15 protein-coding genes are annotated in these 16,511 nt (G+C 58.5%); 11 read left to right on the top strand and 4 right to left on the bottom strand.

Translation table 11 applies throughout. The features are described 5' to 3' along the window. Position 1: 1 nt before the first annotated feature. The 3 genes from thiB to ACR0AU_RS06720 are packed head-to-tail and all read left to right on the top strand — an operon-like array spanning position 2 to position 3,184. Positions 2-982, top strand: a complete 981-nt coding sequence (gene thiB, locus ACR0AU_RS06730) for a thiamine ABC transporter substrate binding subunit (protein ID WP_170732605.1) — start codon at positions 2-4, stop codon at positions 980-982. Then, positions 958-2,505: a thiamine/thiamine pyrophosphate ABC transporter permease ThiP gene (locus tag ACR0AU_RS06725; RefSeq protein WP_170732604.1), complete on the top strand. Its 1,548-nt coding sequence runs from the start codon at positions 958-960 to the stop codon at positions 2,503-2,505. The genes thiB and ACR0AU_RS06725 overlap by 25 nt, the downstream gene beginning before the upstream one ends. Next, complete coding sequence (locus tag ACR0AU_RS06720; RefSeq protein ID WP_170732603.1) at positions 2,492-3,184, top strand: ATP-binding cassette domain-containing protein; 693 nt, start codon at positions 2,492-2,494, stop codon at positions 3,182-3,184. The genes ACR0AU_RS06725 and ACR0AU_RS06720 overlap by 14 nt, the downstream gene beginning before the upstream one ends. Here ACR0AU_RS06720 and ACR0AU_RS06715 read toward each other — a convergent pair. From ACR0AU_RS06715 to ACR0AU_RS06700, 4 genes are all read right to left on the bottom strand, one after another. Further along, positions 3,172-3,690, bottom strand: coding sequence for a putative molybdenum carrier protein (locus ACR0AU_RS06715; protein WP_170732602.1), 519 nt, complete (start codon positions 3,688-3,690; stop codon positions 3,172-3,174). The genes ACR0AU_RS06720 and ACR0AU_RS06715 overlap by 13 nt on opposite strands. Beyond that, complete coding sequence (locus ACR0AU_RS06710) at positions 3,687-4,619, bottom strand: 4-hydroxyproline epimerase (RefSeq protein ID WP_170736199.1); 933 nt, start codon at positions 4,617-4,619, stop codon at positions 3,687-3,689. The genes ACR0AU_RS06715 and ACR0AU_RS06710 overlap by 4 nt, the downstream gene beginning before the upstream one ends. Beyond that, positions 4,610-5,569: a dihydrodipicolinate synthase family protein gene (locus tag ACR0AU_RS06705; protein WP_480438916.1), complete on the bottom strand. Its 960-nt coding sequence runs from the start codon at positions 5,567-5,569 to the stop codon at positions 4,610-4,612. The genes ACR0AU_RS06710 and ACR0AU_RS06705 overlap by 10 nt, the downstream gene beginning before the upstream one ends. Positions 5,570-5,631: 62 nt before the next feature. Next, entirely contained in the window at positions 5,632-6,234 is a 603-nt protein-coding gene (locus ACR0AU_RS06700; protein WP_170393747.1) for a helix-turn-helix domain-containing protein, read from the bottom strand. Positions 6,235-6,381: 147 nt separating this feature from the next. Between ACR0AU_RS06700 and glyA the strand changes: the two genes are divergently transcribed. The 8 genes from glyA to gcvP all read left to right on the top strand — a co-directional run bounded on the left by glyA (position 6,382) and on the right by gcvP (position 16,343). After that, positions 6,382-7,635 (top strand): serine hydroxymethyltransferase, encoded by a 1,254-nt coding sequence (gene glyA, locus ACR0AU_RS06695; RefSeq protein WP_480795447.1) that lies wholly within the window; start codon positions 6,382-6,384, stop codon positions 7,633-7,635. 11 nt (positions 7,636-7,646) lie between these two features. Continuing rightward, positions 7,647-9,026 carry a dihydrolipoyl dehydrogenase gene (lpdA, locus tag ACR0AU_RS06690; RefSeq protein ID WP_480795446.1) on the top strand — a complete coding sequence of 460 codons (1,380 nt, stop codon included), beginning with the start codon at positions 7,647-7,649 and terminating at the stop codon, positions 9,024-9,026. A gap of 14 nt (positions 9,027-9,040) precedes the next feature. After that, positions 9,041-9,985: a lipoyl synthase gene (gene lipA, locus ACR0AU_RS06685; RefSeq protein WP_170732596.1), complete on the top strand. Its 945-nt coding sequence runs from the start codon at positions 9,041-9,043 to the stop codon at positions 9,983-9,985. A gap of 25 nt (positions 9,986-10,010) precedes the next feature. Beyond that, the gene (locus tag ACR0AU_RS06680) at positions 10,011-11,384 is read left to right on the top strand and encodes an alanine/glycine:cation symporter family protein (protein ID WP_170393738.1); all 1,374 of its coding nucleotides are present in this window, start codon (positions 10,011-10,013) and stop codon (positions 11,382-11,384) included. Positions 11,385-11,459: 75 nt separating this feature from the next. After that, positions 11,460-11,882 carry a universal stress protein gene (locus ACR0AU_RS06675; RefSeq protein ID WP_170776276.1) on the top strand — a complete coding sequence of 141 codons (423 nt, stop codon included), beginning with the start codon at positions 11,460-11,462 and terminating at the stop codon, positions 11,880-11,882. Between the two features lie 16 nt (positions 11,883-11,898). After that, a complete protein-coding gene (gene gcvT / locus ACR0AU_RS06670; RefSeq protein WP_170732594.1) occupies positions 11,899-12,993 on the top strand; it encodes a glycine cleavage system aminomethyltransferase GcvT in 1,095 nt (364 codons plus the stop codon). A 17-nt stretch (positions 12,994-13,010) separates the two neighbouring features. Then, complete coding sequence (gene gcvH / locus ACR0AU_RS06665) at positions 13,011-13,376, top strand: glycine cleavage system protein GcvH (RefSeq protein ID WP_170393732.1); 366 nt, start codon at positions 13,011-13,013, stop codon at positions 13,374-13,376. Positions 13,377-13,487: 111 nt separating this feature from the next. After that, on the top strand, positions 13,488-16,343 hold the full coding sequence (gene gcvP, locus ACR0AU_RS06660) for an aminomethyl-transferring glycine dehydrogenase (protein ID WP_480795445.1): 2,856 nt from the start codon (positions 13,488-13,490) through the stop codon (positions 16,341-16,343). Positions 16,344-16,511 lie beyond the last annotated feature (168 nt).

The raw sequence follows: 16,511 nt of genomic DNA, 5'->3' as shown, positions 1-16,511 counted from the left end.
TATGAAACATCTGGCAATTGCTGCGGGAATACTGACTGCGACTTCGGCTGTGGCAGCCGATAAGCCCACGTTGACCGTATATACTTACGACAGCTTCGTTTCGGACTGGGGCCCCGGCCCGAAGGTCGAAGAGGCGTTTGAAGCGCAATGCGAATGCGACCTGAACCTTGTCGGCGTCGAAGATGGCGCGGCACTGCTGTCACGCATCCGGCTGGAAGGCGAAAACAGCGACGCCGATATTGTATTGGGTTTGGATACCAACTTGATATCGGCAGCTAAAGAAACCGGCCTGTTTGCACCTCATTCAGTCACTGCCGAGTATGCACTGCCCATCGAGTGGACCGACACAGTTTTTGCCCCCTACGACTGGGGTTACTTTGCATTTGTTCACAATGCAGATTTTGCCGCTCCTACCAGCTTCCGAGAGTTGGCAGATAGTGACATCAAGATCATCATTCAGGATCCGCGTTCATCGACACCGGGGCTGGGTCTTCTGCTGTGGGTCAAGGCCGCGTATCGCGATGAAGCCCAAGAAATCTGGGCTGACCTTGCTGACAATATCGTGACGGTGACCAAGGGCTGGTCCGAGTCATATGGCTTGTTCCTTGAAGGTGAGGCCGACATGGTTCTAAGCTATACGACCTCGCCAGCCTATCACCTGATTGCCGAGGAAGATGCCAACAAAGCAGCGGCAGCCTTTGACGAAGGCCATTATATGCAGGTCGAGGTTGCGGCCAAGCTAGCCAATTCCGATCAGCCCGAGCTGGCAGATCAGTTTCTGAAATTCATGGTGTCTGACGCGTTTCAGACGATCATTCCAACGACCAACTGGATGTACCCTGCCGTAACTCCATCTTCCGGTCTGCCCGAAGGTTTTGAAACTCTAACGATCCCTCAGAAGTCTCTGCTGTTTGATCAGGACCAAGCCGCCATTGCGCGGGAACAGGCGCTTTCGGAATGGTTGGGCGCACTCAGCCAGTAAACCCACTTCCCGGTGTCAGTGCGGCGGCCATCGTTGCCGCACTGATATTGGGCACGTTGTTCATGGTGGCGGTGCGGGCAGATGCAGGCGGCGGGTTTGGTCCAGCCGACTGGGCAGCCTTACGCTTCACCCTGTTGCAAGCAACACTCTCTGCAGTGTTCAGCGCTGGTCTGGCTATTCCGGTCGCCCGCGCGCTGGCCCGCCGCCGGTTCACCGGTAGGCGCGTCCTTATCACGCTGTTGGGCGCACCTTTCATCCTGCCGGTCATCGTCGCCATTCTGGGATTGCTTCAGGTCTTTGGCCGGGCAGGATGGATCTCGGACGCGTTGGGCTATTTCGGTCTGCCGCCCATTCGAATCTATGGGCTGCACGGTGTCGTTCTGGCCCACGTATTTTTCAATCTACCTCTGGCAACACGCCTGATCTTGCAGGGTTGGCAGGAGATCCCTGCCGAGCGTTTCCGGCTAACGGCCCAACTTGGGTGCGAAGGAATGGCAATGTTCCGTTTGATCGAACTGCCAATGCTACGCCGCATTCTGCCCGGAGTGTTGGCCGTGATCTTCGCCATTTGCCTGACCAGTTTTGCGGTCGCCCTGACGCTGGGTGGAGGGCCGCGCGCCACCACGATTGAACTCGCGATCTATCAGGCCTTTACATATGATTTTGACTTAGGGCGCGCCGCCTTATTATCCGCTTTGCAACTTGTCCTGACTGCAGCGGCTGCGTTGGCAGCCTTAAAGTTCTCGCGCGGCGACGGGTTCGGTACCGGCCTGAATCGTGAGATCCGGCGCTGGGATGGCCGAGGACCACTGCTGGATGCGTTTTGGATTATCACCGCCGCCGCGTTCCTGCTGCTACCTCTGGCATCCGTCACGATTTCGGGTATCGCTGGACTGTTTGAGATGCCGGTTTTGGTGTTCCGTGCCGCTATAATTTCAATCTGTGTTGCCGCCGCCAGTACCATGCTCCTATTACTGCTGGCACTGCCCATGGCGACAGCCGTCGCGACAGGCCGGTTCGGCATCGTCGAACTTGGCGGACTTCTTGGCCTCGCCGCCTCGCCCTTGGTCATTGGTACGGGTCTCTTTATTCTGATCCGCCCGCTGGCCAATCCTACAACTCTTGCGTTGCCGGTAACCGCGCTTGTGAATGCGGTCATGGCCTTGCCCTTCGCCCTTCGAATTTTGGTTCCCGCAGCGCGCGATGTGTTGGAACGGCACGGGCGGTTGGCGTTGGCCCTGAACATGAACAACTGGTCCTTCTTCCTGCGTGTCATGCTTCCGCGCCTGCGGCCCCAGATCGGTTTTGCCGCGGGCCTGACGGCGGCACTGTCCATGGGTGATCTGGGTGTGATCGCCCTGTTTGCAGATGCGCAGATCGCAACGCTGCCCCTGCAAATCTACCGCCTGATGGGCGCCTACCAGATGCAGGCCGCAGCAGGAGGCGCGCTGCTGCTGCTTATACTATCGATGAGTGTTTTCTGGGTTCTGGATCGAGGGGGTCGCTGGCATGCTGAAGCTTGACAATTGCATCATTGCAAATGGCGACTTCCAATTAAGCGCTGACTTTGAAGTCAAGGCCGGATCCAGCGTTGCGATCATCGGTCCGTCGGGGGCAGGAAAATCAACACTTCTTGAAACTATCGCGGGTTTTCGAGACCTGAGAAGTGGGCACATCCACTGGAAGGATCATGACCTATCGACATTACCACCAGGCAGTCGACCGATGGCAATGCTGTTTCAGGACGGAAACCTGTTTCCTCACCTGAGCGCCAAACAGAATGTCGCCCTGGGCCTAAGGCCCAATGGAGGTTTGACCGCAGACGACCAACACCACATTCAATCGGCCCTCGGCCGAGTTGGCCTGCAGGGAATGGCGGCCAGAAAGCCCGCCGAATTGTCAGGTGGTCAGCAAAGCCGCGTGGCGCTGGCGAGGATCCTTGTGCAAAAGCGTCAGGTGTTATTGCTCGACGAACCTTTCGCCGCCCTTGGCCCTGCCCTGAAAACAGAGATGCTCGATCTGGTCGCTGAATTAGTCGCCGAGACCAAAACCACCCTGCTTATGGTCAGCCACGACCCACGGGATGCGCTTCGGATAACCGACCAAACCGTATTGGTTGCGGATCAAATCGCACATCCACCTGCTGAGACCGAGACACTCTTCAACAATCCTCCGCCAGCGCTGCGCGATTATTTGGGCTGAATGAACTGATCCAGACAAGCGTCCAGCACCTCGTGCACACGCGGACCAATCTCGGGGGCCTCCGAAGCGCGCGGGCCTGCAATGTTCAGAACAGTAACAGGGTTGGCGCTCAGCCAATCCCGCACCTGTAGCGCGCAATTGGCCTCTCCTTTTCTGATGTCCACCACCAGATGCGGTTTTTCAGCATCAACCGCAAACTCAACCGTTTTCAGTGTGCCGGGACTGTCTGATCCGTCGATAAAAACAAGCGTGGCGTCACTCGCAAAGACGTTGAGCCTTGTCCGTTCAGCGACATCTTCAGACTTCGTTTCAACAAGCCCGCTGAGATGCGCCGGAATCAGCCCATCCTCATTGGTTCGGCCCTTCGGCACCCAGCCGCCGTAAGGGATGCCGTTTGCGCGGGCAAACTCCAATGCGGCAGTGTCTACGCCGGTTTGTCCACCTGATACGATTTTCTGAACACAACGCCCGAATGGGATTCCGTCTTGCTCGTCTCCCTGCGTCAACGCGCAATACCAAATTGAAACGGATCATTCTGCGCAAAGAAGAGCTTACCCTCTGCCATCACATGCGCCTGGCCAGTTAGCTTGGGGACAATGCCTCCGCCCTGCCCCGGCTGATAGGACAGCCTGTACGAACTTCCGATGATGCTTTCCTGAACGATTTCTTCTCCAGCGGACAAGCGCCGACTGGCCGCGAGGCAGGCCAGCCGGGCCGAGCTGCCGGTGCCGCATGGCGAACGGTCATAGTCATCGTCGGGGCACAGAACAAAGTTTCTGCTATGGATACATGCATTCGGTGAGGTGCCCTGAAAGATCACATGATCAACCGGCTCGCCATTTTCCCCGCCAACTTCTTGCGCAATGCAGGCTTCGCGAATTGCGATAGCCATGTCGGTCAGCGGGCGAATGTTCTCAGGCGCAATCGGGATCGGGCTTGGTTCAACAATGAAGAACCAATTGCCGCCATAAGCAACATCGCCGGTGACGGGGCCATACCCTGCAGTCTCGACCGTCACGGAATGAAGAACGCGGCGGCTTTCAATGTTGGTGACCTGCACGGTGTTGGCGTCCAGCAGATCAATCTTAACCTCACCTACCGGAGTTTCGATTCGGTGCGCGCCAACCTCGATCTGTCCAAGATGCGCCAATGTTACGCCCAACCCGATCGTCCCATGGCCGCACATGCCCAGTACCGCATCCGCGTCAAAGTAGATCACGCCCGCTTTGCATTCAGCACTGACCGGTTCGACAAGGAGCGCCCCGACCATGCCGGGCTGGCCGCGCGGCTCCAGTAGAACAGACTTGTAGAACCGCTCATGTTCCGTTGCCAGTCGCTTGGCGCGTTCAGCCAGTGATCCTGAACCCAGATCAGGCCCCCCTTCCAGAATGACCCGTGTGGGCATTCCACCGGTATGGCTGTCAATCACATGCATTCCGCAATGACCCCACCCTGACGAACCCAATCGGTAAACCACGACTTAAACAAATTGTACTGTTGCTCGCAGTAATTTCTTTGGGCGTCGGATAACACGTCGGTTTCATTGAAATGCAGGCGGTATTCCTCTTCGCCGTTCAGCACCAGCAAATGCTTGTAATAAAGAACAAGGTCTGTGCCCTCGTCAAAACTTGCCAGAACGCCAAATGCCTCGTCCAGTTCGCGCGCACGCAACCGTGCTTCTGCATGTCCCTCTGCTGCCTTTTTCGAAAGCGCCGCAAGCAACAATGCCTCTTTGGGCAGTGCCGTTCCTATCCCGGTGATCGATCCGGTGGCGCCGCAATTCACAAACCCATGGTAGACTTCAGTATCGACGCCTACCATCAAAGTGACCTGATCGTCCTGCGATGTAATATGTTCGGCGGCATAGCGCAGGTCGCTCTTGCCCCCGAACTCCTTAAAGCCAACCAAATTCGGATGCTCGGCCCGCAGTGCAAAAAACAAATCCGCACGGGTGGCAAACCCATAGACAGGGCTGTTGTAGATGATCGCAGGCACGTCCGGTGCCGCAGAAAGAATAGCCTTGAAGTGGTTCTTTTGCGCGGCAACCGATGAGCCTCGTGACAGAACCCGAGGGATAACCATCAACCCTGCCGCGCCGACCTTCTGTGCATGTGCTGCGTGCGCCACAGCGGAATTCGAGTTGATGGCACCCGTCCCCACGACAACCGGCAAGCCAGCGTCGACCAGTCGTTCCACGCCCTCCATCCGTTGGGCATCCGTCAGAAGCGGCCAATCCCCCATCGAGCCACAATAGACGACAGCGGACATGCCGGCCGCGATCATCTCTTTGCCCTTTTCGACCAGCGCGTCAAAGTCAGGTGTCCTGTCGGCCTTACACGGCGTCATAAGGGCAGGCATAGTTCCAGTGAAAATAGTCCGGTCCATGAGATATCCGTTTGCTCAGGTTGGTATTGGTATTCTGCGCGAAAGCGCCGTGGCCTGACGTGTCATTCCAGCGAAACCCACAGGACCCTGGCGTCTTCCTTACTCGTAGAAATACAGCCATGCCCCATACCGCTATCGTAGTACAGAGAATCTCCGGGTTTCATCGGTAAGGGGCGGTAATGCTCGGATACGAATATCAACTCGCCACTGATAACGTACATGAATTCTTCGCCTGTGTGCCTGATCCAGTTCTCATATTCTGATATGTCACGCGCTTTTATCGTCGCGATATAAGGAAGCATTCGCTTACTGGTCAGGTCCGAGCACAGCAATTCGTGCATGTAGGTCGGCGTATTTCTTATCTCGCCTTGCCCTTTCGGCGTAAAATCACGTCGCCCCGAAATTCCCGATTGGGCGGACTGCAAGAACAGCTGTGGCGTATTCATGTCCAAGGCCTGTGTCAGCCGCCGCACGATCTCGAAACTTGGACGTGTCTGGTTGTTTTCGATCTTTGAAAGTGTTGATCGACCGATTCCCGCTTCGCGCCCGGCCTCCTCCAATGTCCAGCCTTTTGCACGGCGTGCATCCCGGATCGACCGACCCAAAGCCGCCCCCTCGTCCTGTTCTTCCGGTCCGGCACCATCTTTCAGGTTGTCCTCAGACATGGGAATCTCCTTGTTTTATCAAAGCTTACTCATTTCCCCCGAGCCAAACAACTTTACTGTGATGAAATTTTTGTTGCCTTGCGTACACTAATTCCACTATAGGAAACAAAATTTCGTACACTGGAAACGAGATTACAGGAGGAGATCATGTTCACAAAACCGCTCACCGAGGCTGATCCCATCATCGCTGCATCGATCGCACGCGAGGGCAAACGCCAGGCTGAACAGATCGAACTGATCGCTTCCGAGAACATCGTCTCTCAGGCAGTGATCGATGCGCAGGGTTCTGTACTTACCAACAAATACGCCGAGGGCTATCCAGGTCGCCGCTATTATGGTGGGTGTGAATATGTGGATGAGGTTGAGGCCGAAGCCATTGATCGATTGAAGAAGCTGTTTGGCTGTGAATATGCAAACGTTCAGCCGCACTCGGGCGCGCAAGCCAACGGGGCGGTTAAGCTGGCACTACTCAGCCCAGGTGACACGATTCTTGGTATGTCGCTGGATGCTGGGGGTCACCTGACCCATGGCGCAAAACCTGCCCAGTCCGGCAAGTGGTTCCGTCCGGTTCAATATGGCCTGACCCAGGCCGGGCTGATTGACTATGATCAGGTTGAAGAATTGGCGAAAGCCGAAAAGCCCAAACTGATCATTGCAGGCGCATCGGCCTATTCGCAAAAGATCGATTTCGCACGCTTCCGCGCCATTGCCGACGAAGTTGGCGCATGGCTTCTGGCAGACATGGCCCACATCGCCGGCTTGGTTGCGACTGACCTGCATCCCTCGCCCATCGGGCACGCACACATTGTTACGTCGACTACGCACAAGACGCTACGCGGTCCGCGCGGTGGGATTATTCTTACAAACGATGAAGCGCTGGCAAAAAAGATCAACTCGGCTGTTTTCCCCGGTCTGCAGGGCGGCCCTCTGATGCATGTGATCGCAGGCAAGGCGGTCGCCTTTGGTGAAGCGCTGCAGCCTGAATTCAAAGAATATATGCAGCGCGTTGTCGACAGTGCCTCGGCACTGGCCAACGTGATGATGGCGCGCGGGTGCGACATCGTTTCGGGCGGCACTGAAAACCACCTTATGCTGGTTGATCTGCGCCCAGTCGGCGTAACCGGCAAAGACGCCGAAGCGGCGCTAGAGCGTGCAGGATTCACCTGCAACAAAAACAGCGTTCCGGGTGATCCCGAAAAGCCCACTGTCACCAGCGGCATCCGTCTTGGTACGGCCGCAGGCTGCAGCCGTGGGTTTGGACCAGAAGAGTTCAAACAGATTGGCCACATGATCGGTGATGTGTTGGACGCGCTGGCACAATCGTCTGACGGTGACGAGACCGTCGAAAAGGAAACCCGTGAAAAGGTCCGCGCGCTCTGCGCAAGCCACCCGATCTACTGAAAGAAGACCAAATGACTTACGATCTTATTGTCATCGGGGGCGGTCCGGGCGGCTATGTCGCCGCGATCCGCGCGGCACAGCTGGGCCTGAAAGTCGCTTGCGTTGAAGGCCGCAGTGCGCTTGGTGGGACCTGTTTGAATGTGGGGTGCATACCCTCCAAAGCGTTGCTGACCTCCTCGGCCAAATATGCCGAACTTGCACATCTCTCCTCCCACGGTATTGCGGTCGAGGGGGCCAGCATCGATGTGCCCGCAATGATGGGACGCAAGGACAAGATCGTAGGCGACCTGACCAAGGGCATTGCGTTTTTGTTCAAAAAAAACGGCGTAGATCTGATCGCAGGGTGGGCCAGAATTCCGGCCGCTGGTCAGGTCAAGGTGGGTGACGAAGTCCATGAGGCCAAGAACATCCTCATTGCCACTGGTTCCGAACCTACCCCGTTGCCAGGAATTGAGATTGACGAGCAAGATATCCTCAGTTCGACGGGCGCGATTGCGCTAGAGAGTGTGCCCGAGCATCTGGTGGTGATCGGTGCCGGTGTCATCGGACTGGAACTTGGGCAAGTTTGGGCGCGTCTCGGAGCTAAAGTTACGGTCGTCGAATATCTGGACCGCGTGCTGCCCGGCATGGATGGTGAAATTGCCAAACTGGCGCAACGCGCGCTGTCAAAACGTGGCCTGATATTCCAGCTGGGCCGGGCACTGAAATCCGTCGACAAAACGGATACTGGTCTGACACTAACTGTGGACCGCGTCGGCAAGGACAAAGAAGAAGTGATCGAGGCCGACAAGGTGTTGATCGCCGTGGGTCGCCGCCCAGTCACACGTGGCCTTGGCTTGGAAGAGCTGGGCGTGGCCGTGAACCAACGCGGTTTCATTGAAGTTGATGGCGCATTTCAGACATCTGTCCCGGGCATATACGCCATCGGTGATTGCGTTCCCGGACCTATGCTGGCGCACAAGGCCGAAGAAGATGGTGTCGCCTGTGTAGAAATGCTGGCAGGCGAAGCTGGCCACGTCGATTACAACACCGTTCCCGGCGTGGTGTACACCGACCCCGAGGTCGCCTCGGTTGGTTTGACCGAAGAAGCACTGAAAGAATCCGGTGCCGAGTATTCGGTCGGCAAATTCGCCTTCATGGCGAACTCACGCGCGCGTTCGACCGGTGAAACAGACGGTGCAGTGAAGGTTCTGGCAGACCCGAACGGCCAGATCCTGGGTGCGCATATTTGCGGAGCCCATGGCGGCGATCTGATCGCTGAACTGGTTCTGGCGATGACAAAGGGCGCAACGGTGTCCGAAGTCGCTGCAGCCTGCCATGCGCACCCGGCCATGGGCGAGGCCGTCAAAGAAGCCTGCCTCGACGCCCTGGGCCGCGCGATCCACGCATAAGGGAGACCAGCCAGATGACCATCCAGCTTCGTCCTCGCCACCCGGAAAAAGCCAAAAAGGCCGACAGTGTCATCCCGCGCAAGCCCAAGTGGATTCGCAAGAAAAAGGGCGACAGCGCTGAATACTATGAAACTCGACGCCTCATGCGCGAGCATGATCTGGCGACGGTCTGCGAAGAAGCCGCCTGCCCCAATATCGGCGAATGCTGGTCCAAGCGCCACGCCACCATGATGATCATGGGTGAGGTTTGCACGCGGGGTTGTTCGTTCTGCAATGTCTCAACGGGTCGCCCGGATGCTCTGGATGTGTATGAACCTGGCCGTGTTGCGGCAGCGGTCAAGAAGCTAGGCCTGCGCCATGTGGTTGTCACATCGGTCGACCGTGATGATCTGGCAGATGGCGGGGCCGAGCATATCGCTCAGACCATCCGTGCCGTGCGCCATCAGAACCCCGGTACGACTGTCGAGGTTCTGACACCCGATTTTCTTGGAAAAGGCACTGCCTCAGAGGTCGTATTTGAAGCGGCGCCGGACGTTTTTAACCACAATCTGGAAACTGTGCCGCACCTTTATCCAACTGTGCGACCTGGTGCACGCTATTACACCTCGCTGCGTCTGCTGGATGATGCCAAACGCGCGAACCCGGAGCTTTTTACCAAATCTGGCCTGATGGTCGGGCTTGGCGAAAGTCTGGACGATGTCCGTCAGGTCATGGACGACCTGCGCGCGGCCAATGTCGATTTCCTAACCGTCGGCCAATATCTGCAACCGACCCCTAAACACCATCCGATTGACCGGTTTTGGACACCGGAAGATTTTGCCCAACTGGAACAGATCGCGCGTTCTAAGGGCTTTTTGCACGTGTCGGCAACACCGCTGACCCGATCATCGTTCCACGCGGACGAAGACTTTGCCGCCCTCAAGCAGGCCCGCCAGCGGGCTTTGGCGAACAGGGCATAAACCTAACGCAAATGGGAGGGAAACCATGGAAGCGTTAAATTCAATCGTAGGGGCCATCAATGGCGTCGTGTGGGGGCCGCTGATGCTGGTTCTCATTCTCGGCGTTGGCTTCTTCCTGCAGGTCGGCCTGAAGTTCATGCCGATCCTGCGCATTGGCACAGGCTTCAGCCTGCTGTTCAAAGGCCGCGAAGGTCAGGGCGAGGGCCAGATCAGCCCGTTCAACGCGCTGATGACCTCGCTATCTGCGACTATCGGTACGGGCAACATCGCTGGTGTGGCCACTGCTGTCTTCCTGGGCGGTCCGGGCGCCTTGTTCTGGATGTGGATGACCGCCCTGGTGGGCATGGCCACCAAATATGCCGAAGCTGTCTGCGCGGTGAAATACCGCGAAAAAGACGAGCTTGGTAACTATGTCGGCGGCCCGATGTACTACATCAAAAACGGCCTCGGCGCGAAATGGGCCTGGCTGGGTGTTGCATTTGCCCTGTTCGGCGCAATCGCGGCGTTCGGCATCGGCAACGGTGTACAGGCCAATGGTGTTGCACAGGTTCTGGAGTCGAACTTCGGCCTGAACACTTCGGTTACCGGCGTTGTCCTGATGGTTCTGACCGCGGCCGTGATCCTGGGCGGCATCACCCGCATCGGTGCGGTTGCAGGTAAACTGGTTCCGTTCATGGCGATTGCCTACATCGTCGCAGGCCTGCTGGTTCTACTGATCAACATCGGTAACATCGGCTCCGCTCTGTCGCTTGTTTTCACCTACGCCTTCACCCCGTCGGCCGCCGAAGGTGGTTTCGCGGGTGCTGCCGTTTGGGCCGCGATCCGCTTTGGTGTGGCACGTGGTGTCTTCTCGAACGAAGCCGGTCTGGGTTCCGCTCCGATCGCACACGCCGCAGCCGAGACCAAAGGTCCGGTCAACCAGGGCCTGATCGCGATGTTGGGTACGTTCATCGACACGATCATCGTCTGCACCATCACCGGTCTTGCTATCATCTCGTCGGGTGCCTGGACATCGGGTGAATCCGGTGCAGCATTAACCAGTCACGCGTTCGAACTGTCGCTGCCGGGTATCGGTGGGTATCTGATCGCCATCGCTCTGTCGATCTTTGCCTTTACCACCATTCTGGGCTGGTCCTTCTATGGCGAGAAATGTGTTGAGTTCCTGCTGGGCGTGAAATCCCTGATGCCCTACCGCGTCCTGTGGATCGTCATGATCTATTTTGGCGCAACAGCGGATCTGGGCTTCATCTGGCTGCTGGCCGATACGCTGAACGCGATGATGGCCATTCCGAACCTGATCGCCCTGGCGCTGCTGAGCCCGATCGTCTTCAAACTGACGAAAGAGTTCTTTGCCTCAGGTGGCAAGTCCGAAGAGCCAGGCGGCACACCCGCCGAATAATCTCGGATGAAAATACGGGGGGCCATCCCGGCCCCCCGGCTTCAAACAGAATTCCATTTCTCGAGGAGAGACGTGATGGCCACGAAAATCCTGCTGCCGATTGATCACACCGACGACCGTTCGTGGAAGAACGCCCTGCCGCTCGCACAAGAACAAGCAAAGTTCTACAGTGCCGAATTGCACGCGATTGCCGTCATTCCTGAGATCATCCAGTTGCCGAACCTGCCCGCCAACTATGGCGCAGGCGCAAAAGACCACGTGCGCAATGCGGTGCAGGCCATACTGGATCACAACGGTGCATCTGATGTGGCGATCCATATCGAAGAAGGCAGCGTCTATCGTGAGATACTGAAGCTCGCCTACAAAGAGGGTTTTGATCTGATCGTCATGGCTTCGACCAAAGGCGATTTTCCGAACTATGAGATTGGCCCGAACCTGGCCCGTGTCGTACGCAACGCGCATTGCACCGTCACGGTTGTTCGCGACCAGTCCCGCTGATTGAAAGGTTAAGTTGATGACCGAATTAAAACGCACGCCTCTTCACGCTTTGCATGTTGAGTTGGGGGGTAAGTTGGTTGATTTTGCGGGATGGGAGATGCCTGTTCAATATCCTTTGGGGATTATGGGGGAGCATAAGCAGTGTCGTGAGAAGGCGGCGGTGTTTGATGTGTCTCATATGGGTCAGGTGATTTTGCGGGGCGAGAATGTGGGTGAGAAGCTGGAAGCGCTTTGCCCGCAGGCCTATGCGACGCTGAAGGAAGGCAAGGCGCGGTACGGGTTCTTTACGAACGCAGAAGGCGGGATCATGGATGACCTGATCGTGTCGAATGCGGGCGATCATTACTTTGTGGTGGTGAACGCGGCGCTGCGGCATCAGGACATTCCGCATATGCGTGAGCACCTTGAAGGCGTTGAAGTGATCGAGATTTTCGACCGCGCGCTGGTGGCGGTTCAGGGCCCTGCGGCGGAAAACGTTGTGGGCGAACTGTGCCCCGCCGCGCGTGATCTAAAGTTCATGGAAACCACGGTTGCCGATATCAACGGTGTTGAGTGCCGTATCTCGCGGCTGGGCTATACCGGCGAGGATGGCTACGAGATCTCGATCCCCGAGGACAAGGCGATCGAGATCACCAAAGCCTTTCTGGCGCATGAGGATTGCGAGCCGGCCGGTCTGGGCGCGCGCGACAGCCTGCGGCTTGAGGCAGGTCTGTGCCTTTATGGCAATGACATCGACCAGAGCACCTCGCCGGTCGAGGCCTCGCTGGGCTGGGCGATGCAAAAGCGCCGCAAGGAAGAGGGCGGTTTCCCGGGCGCGGCCCGCGTGCAAAAGGAACTGGCCGAAGGTCCCGCGCGCAAGCTGGTGGGCATCAAGCCCGAAGGCCGTGCGCCTGCGCGTCAGGGTGTGGAAGTGCGGTGCCTTGAGGGCAACAGCATCGGTCAGATCACCTCGGGCGTGTTTGGCCCCACGGTGGGTGGACCGGTGGCGATGGGCTATGTGAGCAAAGGCCATGGCGAGCCGGGCGAGAAGGTGAACCTGATCATCCGGGGCAAGCCGCAACCGGCTGAGATCGTGGCGCTGCCCTTCGTCAAACAGAATTACAAGCGTTGAAGTCAGGAGAGAGAGACATGGCAACCTATTATTCCGAAGAGCATGAATGGCTGAGCGTTGACGGCGACACCGCCACGCTGGGCATCACCAAACACGCCGCCGAGCAGTTGGGTGACGTGGTGTTCGTGGAACAGCAGGAAGCAGGCGACGAGTTCGAAAAAGGCGGCGAGATCGGCGTGATTGAATCCGTCAAGGCGGCGTCCGAGCTTTACGCACCGGTCGACGGCGAGATCACCGAGGTGAACGAGGCGCTGGCCGACAATCCCGGCGCGCTGAACGAAGACCCCGAAGGCGAGGCCTGGATCTACAAGATCAAGATCGCGGACGCCTCGCAGCTCGAAGACCTGATGGACGAGGCCGGCTACAAGGCCTTCATCGGTTAACTCAGGCGGCGGGTCCGTGCGCGGCCCCGCCCCTTCATCTGTTTCCAAATACTTCCGCCGGAGGCTCCTGCCGTCTCCGCCGGGCCTGACCTATCCTTGAGGAGCGCACACATGGCCTTCAAACTGACCGATTACGAAGCCTATGACTTCGCCAACCGCCGCCATATCGGGCCCAGCCCGACCGAGATGCGCGACATGCTCAAGGTGATCGGCTTCAAGACGCTAGACGAGCTGATCGACGCCACCGTCCCGCCCGCGATCCGGCAGAAAGAGCCGCTGGACTGGGGTCCGGCGATGACCGAGCGCGATGCGCTCTTTCACATGAAAGAAGTGGCGAGCAAGAACAAGGTTCTGACTTCGCTGATCGGTCAGGGCTATTATGGCACCACCACGCCGGCGCCGATCCTGCGCAACATTCTGGAGAACCCGGCCTGGTACACGGCCTACACGCCTTATCAGCCCGAGATCAGCCAGGGCCGACTTGAGGCACTGTTGAACTTCCAGACCATGGTCAGCGACCTGACCGGGCTGGACGTGGCCAACGCGTCCTTGCTGGACGAAGCCACAGCTGCCGCCGAAGCGATGGCCATGGCCAAGCGCGGCGGTCGGTCCAAGGCCAACAACGCGGCCTTCTTTGTCGACAAGAACTGCCACCCGCAGACCATCGCGGTGATTAAAACGCGCGCCGAGCCTCTGGGCATCGAGGTGCAGGTGGCTGATCCGGACACGCTGGATGCGGGCGCGGTCTTTGGCGCCATCTTCCAGTACCCCGGCACCCATGGCCATGTGCGCGACTTCACCGCCGAGATTGCGGCGCTGCATGAACACAAGGCGATTGCCATCGTCGCCGCCGATATCCTGTCGCTGGCGCTGCTGAAGTCGCCCGGTGAGATGGGCGCGGATATCGCCATCGGCTCGACCCAGCGCTTTGGTGTGCCGATGGGCTATGGTGGCCCGCACGCCGCGTATATGGCGACCACCGACAAGCTGAAGCGCTCGATGCCGGGCCGGATCATCGGTGTCAGCATCGACAGCCGGGGCAACAAGGCTTACCGCCTGGCGCTGCAGACCCGCGAACAGCACATCCGGCGTGAGAAAGCCAACTCGAACGTTTGCACCGCGCAGGCGCTGCTGGCGGTGATTGCCTCGATGTATGCCGTGTATCACGGCCCCGACGGCATCAAGGCCATCGCGCAATCGGTGCACCGCAAGACCTCGCGTATGGCTGCCGGTCTGGAAGAGGCAGGCTTTGCTGTGGAGCCGGAAGTGTTCTTCGACACGATCACGGTTGAGGTTGGCCATCTGCAGAAAACGGTCATGGAGGCCGCTGTGGCCCGGGGCGTCAACCTGCGTAAGGTCGGCGACACGAAAGTGGGCATCAGCTTGGACGAACAGACCCGCCCCGAGACCATCGAGGCGGTCTGGGGGGCCTTCGGCATCGACCGCAAGGATGACAGCTCGAACGTGGCCTATCGCCTGCCGGATTACGCGCTGCGCGAAAGCGAGTACCTGACCCACTCGATCTTCCACAAGAACCGGGCCGAGGCCGAGATCACGCGCTACATGCGCCGTCTGGCCGACCGCGACCTGGCGCTGGACCGGGCGATGATCCCGCTGGGCTCGTGCACCATGAAGCTGAACGCCACGATCGAGATGATCCCGGTCACCTGGCCCGAGTTCGGCAACCTGCACCCGTTCTGCCCCGAAGATCAGGCGCAGGGCTATCATGAGATGATCGATGATCTGAACGACAAGCTGTGCCAGATCACCGGCTATGACGCGATCAGCCAGCAGCCCAACTCGGGCGCGCAGGGTGAATACGCAGGCCTCTTGACCATCCGCAACTATCACTTCGCCCGGGGCGAAGGGCAGCGCAATGTCTGCCTGATCCCGACCTCGGCGCATGGGACCAACCCGGCCTCGGCCCAGATGGTGGGCTGGCAGGTTGTGCCTGTGCAGGCGGATGAGAATGGCAACATTGATCTGAATGACTTCCGCGCCAAGGCTGAAAAGCACTCCGATCATCTGGCCGCCTGCATGATCACCTACCCCTCGACCCATGGCGTGTTTGAGACCACCGTGCAGGAGGTCTGCCAGATCACTCATGATCACGGCGGTCAGGTCTATATCGACGGCGCCAACATGAACGCCATGGTCGGCCTGTCGCGTCCCGGAGACATCGGCGGTGACGTCAGCCACCTGAACCTGCACAAGACCTTCTGCATCCCCCATGGCGGCGGCGGCCCCGGCATGGGTCCGATCGGCGTCAAGGCGCATCTGGAGGAACATCTGCCCGGCCACCCGGAATACGGCACTGCCGTGGGTCCGGTCTCGGCGGCGCCCTTTGGGTCTCCGTCCATCCTGCCGGTTAGCTGGGCCTATGTGCTGCTGATGGGCGGCGCGGGTCTGACCCAGGCCACGAAAGTGGCGATCCTGAACGCTAACTACATCGCGGCGCGGCTCAAGGATGCCTACCCGATCCTCTACACCTCGGAAACGGGTCGCGTAGCGCATGAATGCATCCTCGACACCCGCCCGCTGGACGAGGCGGCCCATGTCAGCGTCGATGACATTGCCAAACGTCTGGTGGACAGCGGCTTCCACGCGCCCACCATGTCCTGGCCGGTGGCCGGCACCCTGATGGTCGAGCCCACGGAATCGGAACCCATGGACGAGCTGGACCGCTTCTGCGACGCCATGCTGTCCATCCGCTCCGAGGCACAGGACATCATCGACGGCAAGATCGACGCGGAAAACAACCCGCTGAAAAACGCCCCCCACACGGTGCGCGATCTGGTCGGCGACTGGGACCGCCCCTACACTCGTGAACAGGCCTGCTTCCCCCCAGGCTCCATGGGCGTCGACAAATACTGGTCCCCCGTCAACCGCGTCGACAACGCATACGGCGACAGAAACCTCATCTGCACATGCCCTCCAATGACCGAATACATGGACGCAGCTGAATAAACCTCAATCAATAAACCCCCGCCAACTGGCGGGGGTTTTCGCCCATCGGAAACCTGTGTTCCGATCTGAGCCCATTTCCAGTGTCGTTTTCCGCTGATGAAGCGTCTTTTACGCTTGCTGCAGGTGCAAACGACCCATACCTCTGTGCGTGGGACACCCCTCCCCAAC

This window comes from Ruegeria sp. CG1 (assembly GCF_056537265.1).
The sequence above is the reverse complement of the archived record's forward strand: the minus strand, read 5'-3'. Positions and strand labels throughout refer to the sequence as shown.